21 protein-coding genes are annotated in these 20,665 nt (G+C 59.9%); 6 read left to right on the top strand and 15 right to left on the bottom strand.

The features are described from left to right. Nucleotides 1-295: 295 nt before the first annotated feature. The 9 genes from ABIB57_RS10300 to ABIB57_RS10260 all read right to left on the bottom strand — a co-directional run bounded on the left by ABIB57_RS10300 (nt 296) and on the right by ABIB57_RS10260 (nt 9,514). The gene (locus tag ABIB57_RS10300; RefSeq protein ID WP_502914374.1) at nt 296-1,135 is read right to left on the bottom strand and encodes an IclR family transcriptional regulator; all 840 of its coding nucleotides are present in this window, start codon (nt 1,133-1,135) and stop codon (nt 296-298) included. Between the two features lie 17 nt (nt 1,136-1,152). Beyond that, entirely contained in the window at nt 1,153-2,349 is a 1,197-nt protein-coding gene (locus ABIB57_RS10295) for an aminotransferase class V-fold PLP-dependent enzyme (RefSeq protein ID WP_354040525.1), read from the bottom strand. 57 nt (nt 2,350-2,406) lie between these two features. Continuing rightward, a complete protein-coding gene (locus ABIB57_RS10290; protein ID WP_354040524.1) occupies nt 2,407-2,898 on the bottom strand; it encodes a RidA family protein in 492 nt (163 codons plus the stop codon). A 15-nt stretch (nt 2,899-2,913) separates the two neighbouring features. After that, nucleotides 2,914-3,873 (bottom strand): ABC transporter ATP-binding protein, encoded by a 960-nt coding sequence (locus tag ABIB57_RS10285; RefSeq protein WP_354040522.1) that lies wholly within the window; start codon nt 3,871-3,873, stop codon nt 2,914-2,916. Further along, nucleotides 3,870-4,889: an ABC transporter ATP-binding protein gene (locus tag ABIB57_RS10280; protein WP_354040520.1), complete on the bottom strand. Its 1,020-nt coding sequence runs from the start codon at nt 4,887-4,889 to the stop codon at nt 3,870-3,872. Before ABIB57_RS10280 ends, ABIB57_RS10285 begins: the two co-directional genes overlap by 4 nt. Beyond that, nucleotides 4,886-6,106, bottom strand: a complete 1,221-nt coding sequence (locus ABIB57_RS10275) for an amidohydrolase/deacetylase family metallohydrolase (protein WP_354040519.1) — start codon at nt 6,104-6,106, stop codon at nt 4,886-4,888. Before ABIB57_RS10275 ends, ABIB57_RS10280 begins: the two co-directional genes overlap by 4 nt. Then, entirely contained in the window at nt 6,106-6,969 is an 864-nt protein-coding gene (locus ABIB57_RS10270; protein ID WP_354040518.1) for an ABC transporter permease, read from the bottom strand. The genes ABIB57_RS10275 and ABIB57_RS10270 overlap by 1 nt, the downstream gene beginning before the upstream one ends. Then, nucleotides 6,969-7,910 carry an ABC transporter permease gene (locus ABIB57_RS10265; protein ID WP_354040517.1) on the bottom strand — a complete coding sequence of 314 codons (942 nt, stop codon included), beginning with the start codon at nt 7,908-7,910 and terminating at the stop codon, nt 6,969-6,971. The genes ABIB57_RS10270 and ABIB57_RS10265 overlap by 1 nt, the downstream gene beginning before the upstream one ends. 68 nt (nt 7,911-7,978) lie before the next feature. After that, the gene (locus tag ABIB57_RS10260) at nt 7,979-9,514 is read right to left on the bottom strand and encodes an ABC transporter substrate-binding protein (protein ID WP_354040515.1); all 1,536 of its coding nucleotides are present in this window, start codon (nt 9,512-9,514) and stop codon (nt 7,979-7,981) included. A gap of 499 nt (nt 9,515-10,013) precedes the next feature. Between ABIB57_RS10260 and ABIB57_RS10255 the strand changes: the two genes are divergently transcribed. Together ABIB57_RS10255 and ABIB57_RS10250 are read left to right on the top strand one after the other, a co-directional pair. After that, complete coding sequence (locus tag ABIB57_RS10255) at nt 10,014-10,454, top strand: methylated-DNA--[protein]-cysteine S-methyltransferase (protein ID WP_354040514.1); 441 nt, start codon at nt 10,014-10,016, stop codon at nt 10,452-10,454. Between the two features lie 6 nt (nt 10,455-10,460). Continuing rightward, complete coding sequence (locus ABIB57_RS10250; RefSeq protein ID WP_354040513.1) at nt 10,461-10,715, top strand: Lrp/AsnC ligand binding domain-containing protein; 255 nt, start codon at nt 10,461-10,463, stop codon at nt 10,713-10,715. A gap of 201 nt (nt 10,716-10,916) precedes the next feature. Here ABIB57_RS10250 and ABIB57_RS10245 read toward each other — a convergent pair whose 3' ends face one another. The 6 genes from ABIB57_RS10245 to ABIB57_RS10220 form a co-directional block, all read right to left on the bottom strand. Next, nucleotides 10,917-11,663 (bottom strand): SDR family oxidoreductase, encoded by a 747-nt coding sequence (locus ABIB57_RS10245; RefSeq protein WP_354040511.1) that lies wholly within the window; start codon nt 11,661-11,663, stop codon nt 10,917-10,919. Nucleotides 11,664-11,694: 31 nt separating this feature from the next. Beyond that, complete coding sequence (locus tag ABIB57_RS10240) at nt 11,695-12,663, bottom strand: PfkB family carbohydrate kinase (RefSeq protein WP_354040509.1); 969 nt, start codon at nt 12,661-12,663, stop codon at nt 11,695-11,697. Continuing rightward, a complete protein-coding gene (locus tag ABIB57_RS10235) occupies nt 12,660-13,223 on the bottom strand; it encodes a glucose-6-phosphate isomerase family protein (RefSeq protein ID WP_354040507.1) in 564 nt (187 codons plus the stop codon). The genes ABIB57_RS10240 and ABIB57_RS10235 overlap by 4 nt, the downstream gene beginning before the upstream one ends. 15 nt (nt 13,224-13,238) lie before the next feature. Then, entirely contained in the window at nt 13,239-14,042 is an 804-nt protein-coding gene (locus ABIB57_RS10230; protein ID WP_354040505.1) for an ATP-binding cassette domain-containing protein, read from the bottom strand. After that, on the bottom strand, nt 14,018-15,094 hold the full coding sequence (locus ABIB57_RS10225; RefSeq protein ID WP_354040503.1) for an ABC transporter permease: 1,077 nt from the start codon (nt 15,092-15,094) through the stop codon (nt 14,018-14,020). Before ABIB57_RS10225 ends, ABIB57_RS10230 begins: the two co-directional genes overlap by 25 nt. Nucleotides 15,095-15,169: 75 nt before the next feature. Beyond that, complete coding sequence (locus ABIB57_RS10220) at nt 15,170-16,189, bottom strand: substrate-binding domain-containing protein (RefSeq protein WP_354040613.1); 1,020 nt, start codon at nt 16,187-16,189, stop codon at nt 15,170-15,172. Nucleotides 16,190-16,440: 251 nt separating this feature from the next. Between ABIB57_RS10220 and ABIB57_RS10215 the strand changes: the two genes are divergently transcribed. From ABIB57_RS10215 to ABIB57_RS10200, 4 genes are all read left to right on the top strand, one after another. Then, entirely contained in the window at nt 16,441-17,418 is a 978-nt protein-coding gene (locus ABIB57_RS10215) for an ABC transporter substrate-binding protein (protein WP_354040501.1), read from the top strand. A gap of 60 nt (nt 17,419-17,478) precedes the next feature. Continuing rightward, nucleotides 17,479-18,603 carry an ABC transporter permease gene (locus ABIB57_RS10210; RefSeq protein ID WP_354040500.1) on the top strand — a complete coding sequence of 375 codons (1,125 nt, stop codon included), beginning with the start codon at nt 17,479-17,481 and terminating at the stop codon, nt 18,601-18,603. Continuing rightward, the gene (locus ABIB57_RS10205) at nt 18,603-19,373 is read left to right on the top strand and encodes an ATP-binding cassette domain-containing protein (RefSeq protein WP_354040498.1); all 771 of its coding nucleotides are present in this window, start codon (nt 18,603-18,605) and stop codon (nt 19,371-19,373) included. Before ABIB57_RS10210 ends, ABIB57_RS10205 begins: the two co-directional genes overlap by 1 nt. An 87-nt stretch (nt 19,374-19,460) precedes the next feature. Continuing rightward, on the top strand, nt 19,461-20,645 hold the full coding sequence (locus tag ABIB57_RS10200; RefSeq protein ID WP_354040496.1) for an ROK family protein: 1,185 nt from the start codon (nt 19,461-19,463) through the stop codon (nt 20,643-20,645). The last annotated feature ends 20 nt before the right edge of the window (nt 20,646-20,665 follow it).

Here is a 20,665-nt window from a genome sequence, read left to right as displayed (position 1 = left end):
GCTGCAGGGATGCCTGCCCGTAATGCCGGCATGCAGGTGGCGCCTGGCGCGCTTTAAAGGTCAGACAATATGGTCAATTGACCTGGACACTGTCTTAGCCATCGGCTGTGGAGATCCACATGCACGCTGCGCATGTGCCGTAGCGGAGACGATCGCTCGCTTGTCGTCGCCACGAATTTTCAAACCGTTGCCTGATCGAAGGTCTGCGCTCGGAATAGCCCGCCTCACCTCCCTGAAGCGCGCCGTCGACAGTACCAGGTGGTAGGACAACGTGGGTTCACAGGCTCGACGCCACCTAGTCGTGGGGGTGTCGCTTCGTGATTGCTCGGCCCCAGCCGAGCCGTTCCTCCACGCGCCTAGCGCTGTCCTTGACCAACGCAATCAGGTCAGGGTCTTTCTGCCTGACTTTGGGTTCCGGCACCACTATTGACATGGTTGCGTGGCAGACGCCGGCGGCGTCGCGGATCGGCGCGGCAATGCATGCCACGGCGAAATCGGACTCTCCGGCCTGGATCGACAGGCCCTGGGCCAGGGCTTCTTGCGCGTTGGCCGCGAGCACTTCGGGGTCGGTTACGGCTCGCCCGGTCGGCGAAACCCGCGCCGAGCTGGCGAAGATCGACAGCAATTCGGCTTCCGGGAGATGGCCGACCAGCAGACGGCCCGACGCGGTCCAGTTCAATGGGGAACGCGAGCCGACGCGCGAGGTGACGTGGAACTGCCCGCTCCCCTCTTCCATCGCCAGCACGACCATGGTCTCCTGGTCGCGCCCGCAAACCTGCACCGTCTCGCCCGATTGCCGGGCTAGTTCATGCATTTCGTGGGTTGCGGCGCTGAGCAGGTCGAGGCTGCGCGCATAGGACAGGCCATAGTGATAAAGCCGCGGGCCGAGCCAGATCAGGCCGTTCTTGTCGCGGTTGAGCAGGTCTTTGTCGACCAGGTCATCGATGATCGCATAAATCGTCGATAGCGGCGCACCGACTGCGCGGGCGATCTCATAGGCCGTCGTGGCCTGCTCGACTTGCTGCAGATAGTCGAAAATCTGCAGGGCACGATCGATCCCGCTGGTGCGCGACCTGCGGGCGGGCTCGGTCTGGACTTCTGTCACGGGATGCGCTCCAACCACCCTGCGTGGCATGGTGCCCATTTACGCGCTCAGTCCGGCCAATTCAATATCGCCGCTTCGTCATCGAGCCAGCGCTGGTGCAGATCGGTGCGGATCTGCTCGTTCGAGCGCAGGGCGCGTTCGAGCTCCTCGACCAGCCGCGCAGCGACGACATGCTCCTCGCCCGGATGCAGATTGCAGGGATCGAGGAAGAAGTGGCCGTGTTCGGTCTCATGGTCACGCACGACGACCGGGCGGTCGCCACTGGCCAGCGCGCTCGCCAGGTCCCAGGCGGTGATGCGGGCGACCTCGGGATCGATGGTGACCTTGATCCGATCGAGCGGATTATCGGTCGGGTCCGGGACGATGACGGCATCGACGCCGGGCCGGCCCGCCAAGGCTTCGACCCAGACATCCAGCGCTGCCTGCTCACGCTTGCGGATGCCCTCGTGATCGCGGGTCTTCCAAGCTTCAAGCGCAGCGATGACACCGATAATGCCTTCCTTTCCCACCTTCATGCCGCGGCCGATACCGCGGTTCTGCAGGTAGATATCGCGAATGAAGGTTTTCTCGCCGGCACAGATTCCCGAGGTCGGCCCGCCAAGGAATTTGTGGCCTGAATAGAGGACCACATCGGCGCCTTCAGAGAGGAATTTGCGGAAGTCATATTCAGATGCCGCATCGACGATGACCTTGACCCCCTTGGCGCGGCAGATCCTGGCGAAGGTGGTCAGCGGGATCTGGCCGTAATCGACAACATGGTGCGAGACCACGAAGACCGCCGCCGCTGTCTTGTCGGTGATCGACAGTTCCAGCTGATAGGCATTGGCCTTGGTCGCCTGCCCTACTGGTATCACCTTGCCGCCGGCCATGCGGATCGCCTGTTCCACGGGGGCGCCATAGCCCACCATATGGCCGGACTGGATCAACACTTCGTTCTTGAGCATGCCGGTATCGGGCAGTCGTTCGATGGCCAGCAGGTTGTCCCCAGTGATCGCCGCCGCCACCGCCAGGCTGATCGCGGCGGAGCAGGATGCGGTGACAAAACCGGCCTCGCCCCCGGTCAATTCGGCGATGGTCCGACTCGCCAGCTTGTGCAGATCGCCGATCTCGACGAATTGCGGCAGGAGCCGGGTGATGGCATCGACGGCGGCCGGGACGACAATGGACGCGCCAAGCGAGGTCATGGTGCCCGATGCATTGATCACTGGACGGAGGCCGTAATCGGCGCGGATATCCTGAGTCATGATTTTTGCCCTATAGGTAGCGGACCGTTGCCGCTCGATTTTGTCTGGGAACTTGCCTCAATCGAAAGCGACGACGGCCTCGATCTCGACGGTGATCTGATTTGGCAGCGAGCTGAATCCGACAGCCGAACGAGCGTGAATGCCGCGCTCGCCGAAGACGACATTCATCAGGTCGGAGCAGCCGTTGATCACGGCGGGGTGGTTGGAGAATTCGGGCGTGGCATTGACCATGCCCAGCAGCTTCACCACGCGCCGGACCCGGCTGAGATCGCCGAGCGCGACATGCATCACCGCGATCAGGTTGATCCCGGTCAACCGGGCATGACCATAGGCTTCTTCGATCGAGACGCCGGCCCCGACCTTGCCGGTGTGCAGCGTGCCGTCGGCCTCGCTGGGTCCCTGCCCCGACAAGAACAGCAATTTGCCTTCGACGACATGGGTGACGAAATTGGCGATCGGCGAAGGGGCCTCGGGCAAGACGATGCCCATGGCCTTGAGCCGCTCGTAGGGATTGGCATCCGGCCGCTTGGCTAGCTCGGAAATGCTCATAGACTATAACTCCAACTAGGCTAGTTCGGCCTGACGAATGCAGGCCACATGATGATCGCCGCCGATGTGCTCGACCGGCGGGACGATTTGCGAGCAGGCCTCGATGGCGGCCGGACACCGGGTACGGAACACGCAGCCCGAGGGTGGATTGATCGGCGAAGGAATATCACCCTGCAGCGGCACATGCGTGCGCTTGCGCGTCGGATCGGGCACTGGCGCCGTCGCCAGCAGTGCCCTGGTATAGGGATGACGCGGCCGGGCATAGACCTGCCGCGAGGGGCCACGCTCCATGACGCGACCCAGATACATCACCACCACGTCGTCGCAGAGATATTCGACCACGCTGAGATCGTGCGCGATGAAGAGCATGGTTAGGCCAAGTCGTTGCTGCAGCTCGCCGAGCAGGTTGAGCACCTGGGCCTGCACCGAGACATCGAGGGCGGAGACCGGCTCGTCGGCGACGATGAAATCCGGCTCGACCGCAAGCGCTCGGGCGATGCCGATGCGCTGACGCTGGCCGCCGGAGAACTCGTGCGGAAAACGGTGCGCATAGTCGACGGGAAGTCCCACCAATGTTAGCAATTCGCTAACACGTTCGCGGCGTTTGGCGCCTCTTGGGTAACCGCGTGCATCGAGCGCCTCGCCGATGATTGCGTCGATCCGCATCCGAGGATTAAGGCTCGAATAGGGGTCCTGGAACACGATCTGCAGGCGCTTGCGCCAGTCCCGCATCTCGCGTGGCTTGAGCGCAAAAAGGTCGGTGCCGTCGAAGATCGCCTTGCCGCCACTCGGCTCGACCAGCCGCAGAATGGAGCGGCCGGCCGTGGTTTTTCCGGAACCGGATTCGCCGACCAGGCCAACCGTAGTGCCGCGTCGGATATCAAAGCTAACGTCCTCTACCGCGTGGACAATCCGACCATTTCGGCCGACGAAATGCTTGGTAAGGCCCTGCACGCTGAGCAGAGGTTCGCTCATAATTCGCTCCTCCGAATGCAGCGCGACGCCGTCTCCGGCCCGGCTGGAAGCAGCGCCGGCAATGCCACGCGACAGGCCTCGATCGCCATGGAACAGCGCGGCTCGAAGGCACAGCCGGGCGGCAGATTGGTGATCGAGGGGACCGAGCCGGGAATGGAATAAAGCGCCCGCCGCGCTCCATCAGTGCCCAGATCGCGCGTCGTGTCCGGCGTGCAGGCCAGGAGGCCCCTGGTATAGGGATGGGTCTGGTGGGCGAAGAGGTTCAGCACGGGTGCCTGTTCGACGACGCGACCGCCATACATGACCACGACATCATGGGCGATCTCGGCCACCACCCCAAGATTGTGGGTGATGAACAGGATCGACATGCCGAACTGCTGCTGCAGTCGCCCAAGCAAATCAAGGATTTGCGCCTGAATGGTCACGTCGAGCGCGGTGGTGGGCTCGTCGGCGATCAGCAGCGATGGATTGCAGGCCAGCGCGATGGCGATCATCACCCGCTGCCGCATGCCGCCCGACATATGATGGGGATAATCGTCCAACCGCCGCGCCGCATCGGGAATTTCCACCCGCTGCAGCATTTCCAGCGCCCTGGCCCGCGCTTCGCCTCGGCTCACCGGCTCATGCAGCGCGATCATCTCGCCGATCTGGTCGCCCACGGTGAACAGCGGATTGAGCGAGGTCATCGGCTCCTGGAAGATCATGGCGATCTCCCTTCCGCGGAGGGAACGGGACTGCTTGGGCGCGAACTGCGCCAGATCGTGCACCCGCTCGGCCCGGTCGCGGAACAGGATCTGCCCATCGACGATCCGGCCCGGCTTGGCCAGCAGGCCCATGATCGACAGGCTGGTCACCGACTTGCCCGAGCCGCTTTCGCCCACCACCGCGAGCGTCCTGCCGCGCTTGAGATCGAACGTGACGCCATCGACCGCCTTGGCGGTCACGCGCTTACTGGCGAACCAGGTGCGCAGGTCGCGGACCGACAGGATGGTATCGGCGGGCAGGTCGAGGCTCATGAAGTCCACCCGCAATGAGGGCACTTGTGGCCCGGAGCGCCCGGCAGATGCGGATGGTGGCGGCTGGCGGGGACCGCCTCGGCGCCGAGCATGGCGAAGCGTGGCTCGAAGGTCTGATGCAGCGTGCTGGCGACGCCCTGGCTATCGGTGACGACGAGTTCGCCGTCCTCCAGATCGAACAGGGTGAATTCGGCCGGCTTGCCCTTGGCCAGCAGGTTGTCGGCTGGCCTGCGGATGGCGCGCTTGGGGGCGGTGGACGAAGCAATCACCACATCCTCGAACGCCATGCCGAGCGAGAGCAGCTTGCTCATCGTCGTTGCCAGATCCCACACGGCGGTGTCGAGCGAGCGGTTGTGCAGGTCGGTTGAGATCGTATTGGGCTTGAGGCCGCGCTCCAGTGCAGCCTTGCTGACGTCGAAGGAGAACGAAGCGCCGCCATGGCCGACATCGAGAATAATGCCGCGCTTGGCGGCGTCCTCGGCGAGGCGGTAGAGATCGTCATCTTCGATGATCGAGCCGCCCTGCTTGCCGTTGAAGCAATGGGTGACGATGTCGCCCTCGGTCAAAAGGCCCAGCACGTCATCATAAAGCGGCGGTGGCTCGCCGACATGGACCATGACCGGCAGGTCAAGAATGCGGCACAGCTTCTTGGCAAGCTTGAGCGGCACCAGGTCCCAGCCGCCCGAGATCACCGCGCTGGCGCGCACCTTCAGCCCGACGATGACGTCGCGGTTTTCCTTGATGACGCGGATGGTGCGGTCGAGATCGATCGAGCGCATGTCCTGCAATTCGGTGACGCGGTTGCACGCTACCAGCCCGATCGAGCCGAGATTGAGGAACGCGTAGATATTCTCGCGCGCCGGCTCGATGATGAACTCGCGCAGGCCGTGGAAATTGGCTTCGCCAGCCGAGCCGGCATCGACGATGGTGGTCACGCCGCGGGCAGCGCCGCCTTGTTCGGGGCGGATCGAGATATCGGTGCCGCCATACCAGACATGGGCATGCAGGTCGGTCCAGCCGGGCGAAATGAAAGCGCCGTTGGCCTCGATGGTCTTAGCGTCGCTGACGCTGAGGTCGGAGCCGAAATCGAGGATGGCGCCGTCCTTGCCGACCAGAATGTCGAGGCTGGATGGCAGACCTGGCTGGCCAAAACCAACCGGCTTGGCGCCCTTGATCAAAAGCCTGTCGGACTGCGGTTTGAAGCGGTTATCGAACATCAGACATCCTTGGCAAGACGGGGGTCGAGGAAGTCGCGCAGGCCATCGCCGACCAGTTGCAAGGAGAGGACAGTGACGATGATGGCGCCACCCGGAAACCACATGATCCAGGGCGCCTGCTCCAGATATTGGCGGCCGACGGAGATCATGGTGCCCCAGGTGGGAATATCGGGCGAAATGCCGACGCCGAGGAAGGACAGCCCGGCCTCGGCGAGAATGGCGTTGGCGAAAATGAAGGTGGCCTGCACCAGCAGCGGCGAGGTGACGTTGCGCAGCACGTGACGGACCAGGATGACCGGCGTGGGCACGCCGAGCGCCCTCGCCGCCTCCACATAAGGCAGTTCGCGGATCACCAGCGTCGAGGCCCGCACGACGCGGGCCAACCGCGGGGCGTAGACAGTGCCCAGGGCAATGACCACATTGGTGGCCGATGCGCCGAGCGCCGCGACCAGGGCGATGGCGAGCAGGATATCGGGGAAAGCCATCATCGCATCGATTAGCCGCGATACCGGGGTATCGAGGCGACGGAAGAAGCCGGCCATCAGGCCCAGGAAAACGCCGATGATCGAGGCGAAGATGACCACCGCAAAGCCGACGGTGATCGAAGTGCGGCCGGAATAGAGCACGCGCGTCAGCACGTCCCGTCCGAGGTCGTCGGTGCCGAACAGATGGAGCAGGCTCGGGCCCTGCATGCGGTCGCGAACGGCCAGTTTGGCGGGATCATAGGGCGACAGCCACGGCGCGAGCAGCGCTAGCGCGATCATGATGACCAATATTGTCAACCCGGCCATGGCGGCGGGCCTGGTGGCCAGTTTCTGCAGCAGATTGGGTTCGCGGAATGCGGCGGGGGCAATGGCGCTCATCAGTAGCGCACCCGCGGATCGACGATCAGATAGAGCATGTCGATGGCAAAATTAACCAGTACGTAAAGGCCAGCCACCACCAGCAGCGCGCCCTGGATCACCGGATAATCGCGCCGCAGCACCGCGGAGACGATAAGGTTCCCGACCCCTGGCAGGCCAAACACCGTCTCGGTGACGATGGCGCCGGAAATCAGCAATGCTGCGGTCAGCCCGATCACGGTCAGGATCGGGATCAGTGCGTTCTTGAGCGCGTGCTTGGTCACCACGCGCCACTCGCTCATGCCCTTGGAGCGGGCTGTGCGGACATAATCATCGTTCAGCACATCGAGCATTGACGCGCGGGTGAAACGGGTGATCAGCGCCGAACTGATCAGCCCCAGCGTCACCGCGGGCAGCACCAAATGGTGCATGCGCTCGCCGAAGTTGGCGCCCGGACCACCATAGCCGGAGCTATCGAACCAGCCGAACTGGACGGCGAAAATCTGCATGAAGACCAGCCCGAGCCAGAAGCTGGGAATGGAGGCGGCAAACATGGCTATCGCCGTGGCGACCTGGTCGAAGATCGAGCCACGCAGATAGGCCGAGAGCACGCCGACCGGCAGGGCAATCAGCGTGGCGATCGCCAAGGAGAAAATGGTGAGGAAGAAGGTCGGCTCGGCGCGCTGCAGGAGCGCTTGCGTCACCGGCTGGTTGAGGAAAATGGAGCGTCCGAAGTCGCCGCGCAGTATCCCCGCGACATAGCTCATGAACTGCTCCGGGATCGAGGCGTTGAGCCCCAGCCGTTCGCGGAGGCTGGCGATATCGGCGGGCGTGGCATCGGGCCCCAGCATCACCGCTGCCGGATCGCCGGGCGTGACCCGCACGATGACAAAGACGATGGTGACCACCAGCGCCATCACCACCAGCATGCCGATAATGCGATTAAGCGTGGAACGGATCATGGAATTCCTGTGCCTGCTGGGATCATCCCGCCGCGGCCGAAACCGCGGCGGGTGGCTCGACGGCCCGCTTACTTGGAGGTCAGATAAGCGTTCCAGAAGTATGGCCATGGTGCGGGGACCATACCATCGAGATTTGGTGCCTGGGCGGCCAGCGCATTGAAGTTGCCAACCTTGAACAGGGGGACTTCGTCGTAGATGACCTTCTGTACGGCTGCGAAGAGTTCGACGCGCTTGGCCGGATCGACTTCAGCGTTGAACGCTTCAACCGCCGCGTGCTTGGCGTCGGATACCCACCAGCCGGGCGAGGTATCGTTCATCACCCCCATCAGGGCCGGTTCGGAAAGGAACGGGCTATGGCTGATGTAGATGTCCCACAGCTTCGGATCGGCACGATTGGTGGTCAGCGTCGCCCATTCGACGACGTCCATCTGCACCTTGAAGCCGGCAGCCTCAAGGTAGGCCTGGGCCACCTGCGCCATCTTGTAGTGGAACTCATATTGGCGGCTGGTGAGGATGCGCAGCGGCGTGCCGTCATATCCGGCCTCGGCAAGCAACGCCTTGGCGGCTTCGGTATTGCCGGCGGGAACATAGGGTTCGGTGCCGGTTTCGGTGTGCCAGGCATATCCCTCAGGATAGAAGGCGCCGTCGATGGTGAAGAAATCCTCCGAACCATAGGCCGCAAGCATCATGTCTTCGGGCGCCAAAGCAGCTTGCACCGCCTTGCGGATCAGGATGTTGGAGCTGAGGCCTTCCTTGGTGTTGAAGATGAAGGCCGGCCAGCCGAATGGCTTCAGCACCACCGGCTCCGTCGCGCCGCCCGCGATGCGGTCGTAGGCTTCAACCGGGATAGAGTCGGCATAGGCGAACTGGCCGGACACTGCGCCCTCGACGCGGGTATTAGGATCGGGCACCGGTACGAAGCGGATTTCGTCCAGATATTGATGACGTGCACCGCCGTAGCCATTGGCTTCGCCCTCTAGCGGATGATAGCCGTCGAAGCGGGCCAGCTGGATATACTGATCCGGCACGCGCTCCTTGAGCATATAGGGCCCGGTGCCGATGAATGCCTCGAGCGGATCCTGGGCGGCATTTTCCTCTGGGATGATGATCGCGGCGGAGTTGTTGAGCGAGAGCAGCGCGATCAGTGGCGCATAGGGCTTCTTGAGCGTGATGACCACGCTGGCATCGTCGGGCGCTTCGATGCTGGCGATGATTTCAGCGGTCTGCTTGCCGCGCGAAGCCAGCTTCATCCAGCGGTTGAGCGAGGCGATGACGTCAGCCGAGGTCATGTCGCTGCCGTCGTGGAACTTGATGCCGCTTCGGAGCGGGATGCTGTAGGTCAGCCCGTCTTCCGAGATCGTCGGCAGCGCAGCCGCAAGCAGCGGCGTCGGCCCCCAGTCGGCGTCGAAGGTGTAAAGCGTCTCATAAATGTGCTGGGTGATGATGCCGACGAGGTCGGCGGTCGAGGCCATCGGGTCAAGCGTTGGCGGCTCGCCAATGGTCGCCACGTCGATCACGCCGCCGGCAGTTTGGGCATAGGCAAGAGAGTTTGCAGAACACAGCGCCACCAGGCTGGTAGCGATAGCCAATACAAAGTGCTTCATCCTCGTTCCCCTATCATATTCCTTAATATTGGAATATATACTCTTGTTACGGACGATGCTGGCACTTAGGTTTTCGGGCGTCAAGGAAATTATGGAAGTATGCGTGCGCGCGGAACTGTCTCAAAACGTTCGCCAACCCGACGAAAAACGAAGAGCCGGCCCTCCGCTCGTTCAAAGGCCGGGTATCCGCGCGGTGGCGTTGCGGCATTATGCCGTGCAGGAATAGTGTTGCCCCCAAGAAGCCGCTGCGTTCGGCTTAGTCGGGTTGCAGACCTGGAATCCTCCAACCAATTGAGCGCAAATTGTCGCAAATGAGGGAGTTCGATGCCCAGGGCATTTCACGTGATTGACTACACACTGAATTCGTCACTATCACCTGGCGGAGCTGGCTCGACGATCGAGATAATCAACCTGCTGAGCTGGGCGCCGAGGTGTCGGGCGACGGCCTTTCGTCGACGCAAGCCGTGTTGGCCATGCGGACCCCGCCAAGGCCGTGGTGATGGCGCGAGTCCGTCAGCTTGTGGCTAGCGGACATGCCGACTGGCGCCTGCTTGAAGACGAGGTTGACGCTCCTGCGCTCAAGGCACATACGAGCAAGGTTCTGCGGTTCGTCGGCTCCCCCGACGACACTCTCAATTTTGCTCTCCATATGCGCGGCACGCCTTTCCAGTGCCGGGTCTGGAAAGCCCTGCGTGCAATTCCAGTTGGCACGACGATCACCTATACCGAACTGGCTCGGCGCGTTGGCGAGCCCAAGAAAGTGCGTGCGGTCGCGAGTGCCTGCGCATCAAACGCGATCGCGCTTGCCGTTCCATGCCATCGGGTGGTGCGCCAGGTAATCGTGCGCGAGGTCGCGATCATGCGTCCGCGATCCTTAGGCTGGTCGCGGTCGATGATCGTGCTTGTAATGTTCGAACGTGAAGGTGCTCGTACCATCTAGGAGATCATGCGAAAGCTGCAGGAGGAGCCTGAGGTCTTGGAAGCTTGGCACCTGACTGGCGACTTCGACTTTGCCCTCAAGATTATTGCCCCGAGACATGGAAGGCGTTATCAAACTCGCTCAGCGCCTGTTTTCGGCGGACGAGTGGATCCGCAGTTTCAAAACGCTCGCGGTGATGCACGAAATGAAATCCCCAGGACCCATTCCTGTCACCTTGGACGGTGGGTTGACCGGGAAGCGATGATCGCGATCCAGCATTGAGCACACCGGACCCGGCGTGACGCACAGCCCGGTCGGCGACTGGCGGCGGTGTTGTTTAAAAGGGCCCACCTTGCCCCAGTCGGGCAAGCGCAAAAGACAGAAAAGCGATGTTGGGCTCAGGTCAACCTGACCACCCCAGCACGGGCATGACTTCTAAGAAATTGATCGATGCAGAGTTTCTCGGTCCGATGCCGTAACCACTTAACTGAGATATGAGCCACCATCTACATTCAGCGTCTGGCCAATGATATAACGGGCCTGATCGGATGCCAAATAGATCGCGGCGGCCGCGATTTCGTCGGTCGTAGCGAGGCGTCCGATCGGAATGCCAGCCAGTACCTGTTTCGTCTTTTGGCCGGGTTCGACGCCATCGCGTCGGGCGAAGGCATCATCGACGCTTTTCCACATCGGCGTGTCGACTACGCCGGGTGCAATCGAATTGACTCGTATGCTGCTTTTAACCAACGCGAGCGCTGCCGATTGCGTTAAACTGATGACGCTAGCCTTGGTCGCGGCATAGATCGGCGAGTCGGCTTCGCCGCGACGTCCCGCTTGGGACGATATGTTGACTATGGCTCCAGCTCGGGCGCGGGAGACCATGGTTTTTGCAACCGCTTGCATGACAAAAAATAGGCCCTTCACATTGACGTCAAACAACCGATCAAAGGCGGCTGGCGTCACTTCCAGAAGCGGCTCCATGCCCCAAACGCCAGCGCAGTTGAAAAGAACGTCTATCCCTTCGTATGTCGTGTCGATAGAATTTATCGTTGTGGCGATCTGATCCAGTTCCGTCACGTCCAACCGGCGAAAGTCCAGGCCGGAGCTAGCGTCATTGTCGCGATCGGCAACAACCACTTTTGCCCCCATTTGTTTCGCCATTTTGGCTATAGCGAGGCCGATGCCGCTTGCGCCACCAACTACAAGTGCAGTTTTTTTTGCAAGGCACATTAGATGCTCCAGCTCCGCACGCGCTCTGCGGTTAGTGATGGCCCGCCGGCCAAATATCTAAGAACGCCTCAATTTCGGACCGACTGGGAAGATCGGCGCCCTCGCGCGAACAGGTCACGGCCGCAGCAGCGGTCGCGAAACGCAGTGCGCGCTTCAGTCCTTCGGTATTGACCCGGTCGAGCAGAGCGCGCTCCAGTAGGCCCTGACCTGCAAGGTTGCAAAGCACCCCGGCAAAAAAGCTGTCGCCCGCCCCAACGGTATCCACGACGGTTATCGCTGCGGCGGACTGACACGCTTCATCTAAGTGCGAGAAAGCTTTTGAGCCAGACGGGCCCAGGGTAAGGAAAACGAGTTTCGGCCCCCGTCCCAATAGATCTCGAACCATCCGGTCCATATCTACCGATGGCCCATATAGGCTGACCAGGTCTTCGCTGCTGACTTTAAGAATGTCGGTGACCGGCAGCAATTGCTCGAAGGCACTTAGCCAGAGCGTTCGATCAGGCAGCAGGGAAAGACGTATATTGACGTCATAACAAACTAGCGAGTGCCGGTACTGTGCCGTTGCAATCCGACGGAACACCTCGCGCGTTTCCGGAATAGCAGTCAGATATGAACCCAAAGCCAGCACCGAAGGCGCAAGTGCTAGCGCACCCGTTCCATCAAGCTGTCGGTCGGCTCCGTTCGTTACAGGAAAACTATAGCTTGGATGGCCGTGATCGTCGGCTTCCACCAAACTAATCATACTCGGTGCCGCAGATCGCTCCGCGGGGGAAATATCCACGTGTTCCGCATCAAGAAAGGCGACCAGCGACTGGCCAATCTCGTCGGTGGAAATCCCGGAATAGAATTTGACCGCAAAGCCGAGCCGGGCCAACCCGACCGCAAGATTCATGGGAGCGCCGCCGAGCCGCGAACGCTCAAGCACCAGCCCATGCGGCGTGCGAAGGTAGAACCTGTCGACCAGCGCTTCCCCGCAAACCAGTACGTCGATCGGTTTCATTCGTACTCAGGACTCTTGACGACCGCAAACGACCCGGGAGCCTGGAACACGCGGTTGCGCATCCCGCGCCGAAGGATGTCGCCGTAGTCATGCCCGGCGGCCTGATTGCAGCACCAGACGAAGACGAGCTTTTCCGTACCGATGTTGACCGAGCGATGCGCCCAGTCTGGCGGGATAAAGGCGCACACGCCTGGGTTCATCTCCACCTCCCGGGTATGGCCGTCCCGCGACTCCAGCAGCAGCAGCCCATGGCCGCTTTGCGTATAGTAGATTTCGCCCATGTCGCGCCGCTCGTGAAAGTGACCACGCGTCATGTAGAACTCGCCAGCTACCGTCCCCGGATGCATGATGGTGGTGCCAAAGAAGATGTCGCTGCCTTCCTTGCGATATTCGACCACTTCATAGGCGACCGGATCGCCCTGATCTTCGACCGTGCGTTGTAAGGCGAGCTTGTCCGAGTATATCGCTCGCAACTCGCTGAGGCGTTTGGTATAGCGTCCAGTACTTGACGACAGTTCACCAGTCGCATTGGAGATAAATACGCCTTCGGGTTCCAACATTGAAGGTCCTCTTCACTAGGTTTTGGATTGCATGGCGCCGGTCATGATCGCTACGGCGTCAGACATTGACAATGTTTTTGGATCTACAACCGCAATGCGTTTGCCGAGCCGGTGAATATGGATCCTGTCGGCCACTTCGAATACGTGGGGCATGTTATGGGAAATCAGCACGATCGGCATGCCCTTGCTCCTAACGCCCAGGATAAGTTCGAGAACGCGGCGGCTTTCCTTTACGCCCAAGGCAGCGGTCGGTTCGTCCATGACGATAACTTTGGAGCCGAACGTAGCAGCGCGTGCAACTGCCACGCCTTGGCGCTGGCCACCCGATAAGGTTTCAACAGACTGATTTATGTTCTGAATGGTCAAAAGCCCAAGTTCGGACAGCTTGTCCCGCGCCATGCTGCTCATTTTGCGACGGTCAAGGGACCCGAACATCTGACCGAAAAGACTTCGGGATCGGATTTCGCGCCCGAGGAACATGTTATCGGCAATCGACAACGCCGGAGAAAGTGCGAGATTTTGATAGACTGTTTCGATTCCGGCCTTGCGGGCATCCATCGGCGAGCGGAAATGTACGGGGTTGCCGTCAAGCTCGATCGTGCCTCTGTCGGGAATGACCGCGCCGCACAACGTCTTGATTAGGGTGCTTTTGCCGGCACCGTTGTCTCCGATGACCGCCAGGATCTCTCCAGGCATCAAATCGAAGTCCGCATCGTCTAGCGCAACGACGCGCCCATAGCGTTTCTGCAAGCCCCGCGCCGACAGAACCGGCTTCAAAGATGGAGGTGACAGTGTCATGCCGAGGCCTTTCTGATCCATTGGTCAACGGCGACCGCCAGGATGATCAAACTGCCGACGCTGAATTCCTGCCACAGGACGTCAACGCCCGCGAGAGCAAGCCCGTTGCGAAAAGTGCCGACGATCAGCGCCCCGATGAGAGTGCCCACGATCGAGCCACGACCACCGAACAAGGACGTTCCGCCAATAACCACAGCTGTGATGGCATCAAGATTGGCGTTCTGCCCGCCAAGAGGTGAAATTGCACCAATGCGGCCGATGCTCACCCAGCCAGCAATCGCGCAGATCAAACCCGCCACCCCATAGACCGCTATTAAGATAGCGTTGGTGTTTATGCCAGCAAGGCGCGCCGCCTCCGCGTCATCGCCAGTTGCATAAAGATGACGCCCAAAAGCGGTGCGGTTGAGCACGTACCAGAGAACAAGCGCAACCAGCAGCATCGCGACCGTCCCCAGCGTCAGGACTGCGCCCGCACCGATTGGCATACGGGTTCCCAACCACTGCAGAAAGGGCGCGATTTCCGCAACATCCTGTGAGCGGATGGTTTCGGATTGGGACACGAAAATCACCATCGAGCCGTAGATCGACCAGGTGCCCAGGGTGACAATAAAAGGCGGCAACTTGATCAGCGCCACCAGGATGCCGTTAAAGAGGCCGCAGATCAGACCGGTCGCCAAACCAATTGCGAACGACGCTTCCACCGGCACGCCGACCACCACAGCCAGCCTGCCCATCACGATAGATGACAGCAGCATGATCGCGCCCACAGAGAGGTCGATGCCTGCGGTGAGGATGATCAGGGTCTGCGCAATACCCAAAACACCAATTACCGTAACCTGTTGCAGGACTAGGGAAAGATTAAACGGCGCAAAGAATTTGGCACCGGCCGTCACACTAAATATCGCGGTCCCGATAAGCAGGACGACAAATGGAATGGCGGTCGGATTGGCGTGCAGGTAATGCTGGATCCGCCGAATCGGAGAGGCCATGTCCTCATCGAACGAGGCTACGCTGGAAGCACTTCCTGCGAGGCCGCTTTCGGCCGAGGCTACTCCGAGTTGATCATCGCTCATCTAGGGCTCCATTAATATCGTTCCGGAGGGACAACAGGACGCCGCCCTCCGGAACGCAGGCTGAGGACGGGAGATTTAGCCCCAGCACAGCTCCAGGCCCTGTGTGGTGTCGATCGATTCAACGCCGGCTACTGGCTTGTCGGTGATAAGTTTTACGCCGGTATCGAAGAAGGACAGGCCGGGGGTCGCGACCGGCTTCTCACCGGACTTGATGTACTTGTCCAAGGCTTCGACGCCGATCGATCCCATGTTTTTGAGGAACTGCATCGAGGTCGCGCCAATGATTCCCTCCGCCACGTTGCGCACGCCGGGACAACCACCGTCAATCGACACCACCAAGACGCTGCCATCATCTTTGCCGACAGCCTTGAGAGCTTCCCAGGCACCGGCGGCAGAGGGTTCATTGATCGTATAAACCACGTTCACGTCCGAGCATTTCTGCAGCAGCGTTTCCATCGCGGTCCGGCCGCCATCTTCGGCGCCGCCGGTCATTTCGTGGCCGCAGATGCGTGCATCGTCTTCGTCGCCGTACTTCTTGGGATCTTTGATGTCGATACCGAAGCCATCCATGAAGCCCTGGTCGCGCAGATAATCCACACTTGGCTGGTTCACGGCCAGATCAAGAAAGGCAATCTTGGCACCTGCCGCCCTATCCCCCAGAGTGCCTGCTGCCCATTGTCCGATCAGCTGGCCAGCCTTGAAGTTGTCGGTGCCAAAGGTCATGTCCGCTGCGTCGATGGGCTCCAGAGGCGTATCGAGCGCGATGACGAGCACGCCGGCATCGCGGGCCGCCTGGACCGCGGGAACGATGGCCTTGGTGTCGCTTGGGGTAATCAGGATACCCTTGGCGCCCGAGGCGACCAGGTTTTCTATGGCCTGGACCTGGCTGTCGTTATCGCCGTCATACTTTCCAGCAAACGAGCGCAGCTCCAGACCGGCTTTGGCGGCAGCTTCTTCAGCGCCCTCCCGCATTTTGACAAAACCCGGATTGGTATTTGTCTTGGTGATGATGCCGATGATGTCATCGGCAACTGCTTGGGAACAAAACAGCGCGGCGAGACTGCCCGCCAGTGCGAGCTTCAGCGAATTTTTCAAGATTACCTCCACAAGTCTGCCCTCTAACGGGGCGATAAAATCAAATAAGCGCGCGCCTTGCCTTTTTGTCAATAATTTCTTTCTTAAAGATATAAATCTATTGAATCGGCCCTGAGAACGCCGTTCCCCCTCAAAACGCCTAGCTGCCGTGGCACCAAATTTATTTCTGTCTGAAATGAATTGACAACGTTTTGGGCCGCCTCCAGTGTGAGAGTGCAACCGGCAACGTCCGGTCTACAAGGGAGGTTATGATGCTCAGAGCATCTCACGCGCTTGCAGCTGCCGCGCTCGCAGCGCTTTCTATTGCTTCGCCGTCTGTTTTGGCTGCCGATATCAAGATCGGCTTTCTTCCTGGGGTGGTTGATCCTTTCTACCAAGTCATGCAACTTGGCGTCGAAGCGGCGGCCAAGGACTTAGGCGTAGAGGTCGTGACTCAAGTTCCTCCGACCTGGGGTGTCGAGGCCCAAACTCCGATCTTGGACGCGATGATCGCGCGTGGAGACCTCAGTTACCTGATCACCGCCCCGGTGGATAAGGACCAGATGATCGCTCCGCTTCAACAAGCCGTCGATGCCGGCATAAAGGTTATCACGGTCGATACGTTCCTTGGCGATGGAAACTACGCAACCGGCCCCGTAACCTTTCCAATTTCCTATGTGGGCTCCGACAATGTGGAAGGCGGTCGTATCGCTGCGCGCGGTCTGGGGAACGCCCTTGCCGGTAAAGGCACGGTGTATATCAATTCAACAAACCCCAATGTGAGTTCGGTTGAAGGGCGTGAACAAGGTTTCATAGAAGTCATGGCCACGGAATTTCCTGAGATCAAGGTGATTGGGCCGGACTACAACCTTGACGACTTGAACAAGGCTCAGCAGCAGACAGCCGCCGTTATCGAGCAGAATCCCGATTTGAAAGGGGTCTTTGGCACCAATGTTTTTAGCGCACAGGGTGCAGGTACGGCCGTGCAGAATGCCGGCTTGGGCGGGGCGGTTCAGGTTGTTGCCTACGACGCCACAAAAGACGCGATCGAGCTGATGAACAACGGAGTCGTGTCGATGGCCCTGGCTCAGAAGCCCTTCGATATGGGCTATCTGGCGGTGGAGTTTGCTGTTGCCGACGCAAAGGGAGTAACAAGCGTTCCGAGGCGTGTCGAAACCGGTTTTGCCATCATCGAAAAGTCAAACGTTACAGACCCGAATTTCTCCCGCTTCATCTACCAGACGAAGTAATTTGAACGCAGACGGGGGTGCACAACGCACCCCCTTTTTGTCCGCTACGCGGGGGATAACGTGACCGCTTCTCATGCCGGCGCCTCGGGTGCCAAAACTTCATCACCGCAAAATCTTCTCGTTCTGGCTAGCAGCCTGTGGGCCTGGGTGTTTCTTGGCTTGATGATTGCTTTTTTCGCAATTGCCGTCCCAGCAGTAGGTGGTGCCAGTTTTTTCACCCTGCGCAATTCCATGAACATTTTGGTCGCCATTACGCCAGTACTGTTGCTGGGCCTGGGCCAAACCTTTGTCATTATCGCGGCCGGAATCGATCTTTCGGTCGGCTGGGTCATGAGCCTTGCTTCAGTGTTTTCAGCCCTCTTCATCCGCGCCGCATTTGATGCGGGCGTTCCTCTCTTTCCCTCGGTGTGTTTCGGACTGGTGGGTGCCGTTGGAGTTGCCGCCATCGTGGGTTTCGTCAACGGCGTGATCATCGCAAAGCTAAAAGTCCCCGCCTTTATCGTCACGTTGGGGTCGTCGTTCATCGTACGAGGCGTCGCGCTGCTATTCTCTGAAAACACCACAGTAATCGGGCTTCCCCAAGGGATAAGGGATTACGGCAACGAGTCGTTGTTCTATGTTGTTCATGGTGATGGCGGAGGCTTTTATGCATTCCAGCGCCCGGAGGTCAGCGCCGAGTTGCTCCGCCAGATGGACCGGATCTTGACCTGGCCTGTAGTGCTGACGGCAGTAGTGGTCCTGCTTTGTGCGTTTCTACTGCGTCGCACCCAGTTTGGCCGGCACACCTATGCCATCGGCGGCAGCCTTCAAGCCTCGCTTCGAACCGGCATCCCGGTGGATCGCCATTTGATCAAGATTTACATGTTGTCCTCTATGACCGCGGGCGTAGCAGGGTTCCTCTCGACGTTGAGATTTACGGCCGGATCGGCAGTGATCGGAGACCCGCTATTATTGTCTTCCATTGCGGCGGTCATTATCGGCGGCGTCAGTCTTTCTGGAGGCGCTGGCACAATTCTCGGGACCGTTATCGGATCCCTGATTATCGCTGTGCTCACCACGGGCCTGGTGATGCTAAACGTGCAAGCCTTCTGGCAGTTCATCGTTGTCGGAATCGTCGTTATTGCGGCCGTGCTCATCGATCAATCACGTGACCTTTTTCTCGGACGCCGTGGGAGCCGCAACTAATGAACCAACCTATTCTTTCGGTGAAAAGCCTCACCAAGAGGTTCGGTGGCCTGACTGCCGTTAATGGCGTTGACCTCGATGTCTATCCGGGCGAAGTCGTGGCCCTGCTCGGTGACAATGGGGCGGGAAAGTCCACGCTGATTAAATGCGTGTCCGGGGTTTACCGAGCCGACGAAGGCGAAGTGCGGTTTGAAGGCAAACCCGTTAATTTCAACAAGCCCATCGACGCCAGGGCGGTGGGCGTCGAAACGATCTATCAGGACCTCGCCCTCGCCAACAACCTCGACGTCCCAGCGAATATTTTTCTAGGGCGCGAGGCGAAAAAATCGTTTTGGGGAGGCTTGATCAAGACGCTCAACGACAGATACATGCTGGACGAATCCAGACGGGGCCTTGCCGATCTCGATATTCAGTTTAGAAGCTTGACGCAGCCGATCGAGAGCCTTTCAGGTGGCCAGCGCCAAGCAGTGGCGATCGCGCGGGCGATCTACTGGAATGCTCGACTTATGATCATGGACGAGCCTACCAACAACCTCGGTGTTCCAGAACAGCAGAAGGTTCTCGAACTCATCAGCAAACTGAAAAGCCAGAACGTGCCGGTTATTCTCATAACCCACACGATGCCCGATGTTTTCGCTGTCGCGGATCGCGTTGTGGTCATGCATCGGGGCCGCAAGGTCAGCGACAAGCGGGTCACAGAAACCGACCACCAGGAACTCGTCCGATATATGGTCGGCGCGCTGGACGATTTCGGCACTACCGCGGTGTAAATAGAGCCGGCGCAAGGCTTGGGCATTGCATCGACCGGCGCCGGCCGGCTACCTGTCCGCGCGCGATTGAATAATGGGACATGGATGATGGCGGACCAAACTCTGGTACGTTTTGTAAATGAGCGCAATATATTGGCATCGTTGCGTGTGTCAGGTCCCACCACAAGGGCTGATCTTGCCCGCCTCCTGTCGCTGACCCCGGCCAGTATCACGCGCGTCGTGAATGATTTGGTATCGAGGGACCTAATCGTTCAAATGGCTCTGCCGAAAGCGCACCAAACAGCGCGCGAACCAGGACGGCCCGGTGTAGGCGTGGGCTTGAATGCGGGTGGTGCCTATTTTCTGGGGGTGGAGGTCGGTGTTGGTCTGTTGCGCTTCGCCGTCATTGATCTTGCGGCTGGCGTCGCGCAGACATCCCAAGTCGAATTCGACCCTGCCTCGTCACCGTCGGCCGTGGTCGAATTGATTGCCGCCAAAGTGGAGCAACTGCAGACGGCTCCTACGATCCACGCCAAGTTGCGAGGAGTTGGGGTCACCGTGCCCGGCCTCGTCGATCTCGATGGTCACGTCGTGAACCTGCCAATTCTTGGCTGGCGCAATATCGGATTTGGTGTGCTGCTCGAGGACAGGCTTAGCCTTCCCGTGTCAGTGGAAAATAATGCCAATGCGGCGGCGCTTGGAGCGGTTTACGCCGATCCGGAGATGTCCGCCGGATCGGCGATCTTCCTGAAACTGGGAACGGGTTGCGGCGGCGCGGCGATCATCAATGGGCAGTTATTGCGCGGTGCGTTCGGAACCGCCGGCGAGCTTGGCCACATTCGAGTTAGCGACGACGGCTATCCGTGCAGTTGCGGACAACTGGGATGTCTCGAGTCTTGGGTAAACCTATCGGCACTCGCGCGCGCGTTCGGTGCCGGCAACACGCTTGGAGCGGCCAAGCTTCAAAGATTACCTAGGACTGTCGCCGCGTCATTCCGAAACGGTGAAGAGCGCGGCAAACACGCCGTCGAGAGCATCGCGAAATATTTGGGGTTAGGGATCTCGTCGCTGGTCAATGTCTTCAATCCCAACACCGTCGTGTTGAGTGGGATCATGCGCCCGGTACTGGAGATTTGTCTTAAAAACATTCAATCCGACGTGGCTCGGCGGGTGATATTCGGAAGCCGAATTCCGGAAATTAGACTCTCGGGCCTCGCAGACAGCGAATGCGCCATCGGCGCAGCCACGGTTGCCTACCAACGTTTCTTCGAAATGTCGCCCGTCGAAAACTAGCGGAAGTATCACCTGATTTT

Source organism: Devosia sp. UYZn731 (genome assembly GCF_040546795.1).
GTDB lineage: Bacteria > Pseudomonadota > Alphaproteobacteria > Rhizobiales > Devosiaceae > Devosia.
The sequence above is the reverse complement of the archived record's forward strand: the minus strand, read 5'-3'. Positions and strand labels throughout refer to the sequence as shown.

Coding starts and splice junctions, on each gene's coding strand:
- ABIB57_RS10290 (WP_354040524.1), bottom strand. CDS start 2,898: ATGAGCATTTCCGAGCTAGCCAAGCGGCCGGATGCCAATCCCTACGAG.
- ABIB57_RS10245 (WP_354040511.1), bottom strand. CDS start 11,663: ATGTGCCTTGCAAAAAAAACTGCACTTGTAGTTGGTGGCGCAAGCGGC.
- ABIB57_RS10270 (WP_354040518.1), bottom strand. CDS start 6,969: ATGAGCGCCATTGCCCCCGCCGCATTCCGCGAACCCAATCTGCTGCAG.
- ABIB57_RS10265 (WP_354040517.1), bottom strand. CDS start 7,910: ATGATCCGTTCCACGCTTAATCGCATTATCGGCATGCTGGTGGTGATG.
- ABIB57_RS10200 (WP_354040496.1), top strand. CDS start 19,461: ATGGCGGACCAAACTCTGGTACGTTTTGTAAATGAGCGCAATATATTG.
- ABIB57_RS10205 (WP_354040498.1), top strand. CDS start 18,603: ATGAACCAACCTATTCTTTCGGTGAAAAGCCTCACCAAGAGGTTCGGT.
- ABIB57_RS10295 (WP_354040525.1), bottom strand. CDS start 2,349: ATGACTCAGGATATCCGCGCCGATTACGGCCTCCGTCCAGTGATCAAT.
- ABIB57_RS10230 (WP_354040505.1), bottom strand. CDS start 14,042: ATGGATCAGAAAGGCCTCGGCATGACACTGTCACCTCCATCTTTGAAG.
- ABIB57_RS10275 (WP_354040519.1), bottom strand. CDS start 6,106: ATGTTCGATAACCGCTTCAAACCGCAGTCCGACAGGCTTTTGATCAAG.
- ABIB57_RS10260 (WP_354040515.1), bottom strand. CDS start 9,514: ATGAAGCACTTTGTATTGGCTATCGCTACCAGCCTGGTGGCGCTGTGT.
- ABIB57_RS10280 (WP_354040520.1), bottom strand. CDS start 4,889: ATGAGCCTCGACCTGCCCGCCGATACCATCCTGTCGGTCCGCGACCTG.
- ABIB57_RS10215 (WP_354040501.1), top strand. CDS start 16,441: ATGCTCAGAGCATCTCACGCGCTTGCAGCTGCCGCGCTCGCAGCGCTT.
- ABIB57_RS10235 (WP_354040507.1), bottom strand. CDS start 13,223: ATGTTGGAACCCGAAGGCGTATTTATCTCCAATGCGACTGGTGAACTG.
- ABIB57_RS10225 (WP_354040503.1), bottom strand. CDS start 15,094: ATGAGCGATGATCAACTCGGAGTAGCCTCGGCCGAAAGCGGCCTCGCA.
- ABIB57_RS10285 (WP_354040522.1), bottom strand. CDS start 3,873: ATGAGCGAACCTCTGCTCAGCGTGCAGGGCCTTACCAAGCATTTCGTC.
- ABIB57_RS10240 (WP_354040509.1), bottom strand. CDS start 12,663: ATGAAACCGATCGACGTACTGGTTTGCGGGGAAGCGCTGGTCGACAGG.
- ABIB57_RS10255 (WP_354040514.1), top strand. CDS start 10,014: ATGGCGCGAGTCCGTCAGCTTGTGGCTAGCGGACATGCCGACTGGCGC.
- ABIB57_RS10300 (WP_502914374.1), bottom strand. CDS start 1,135: ATGCCACGCAGGGTGGTTGGAGCGCATCCCGTGACAGAAGTCCAGACC.
- ABIB57_RS10250 (WP_354040513.1), top strand. CDS start 10,461: ATGCGAAAGCTGCAGGAGGAGCCTGAGGTCTTGGAAGCTTGGCACCTG.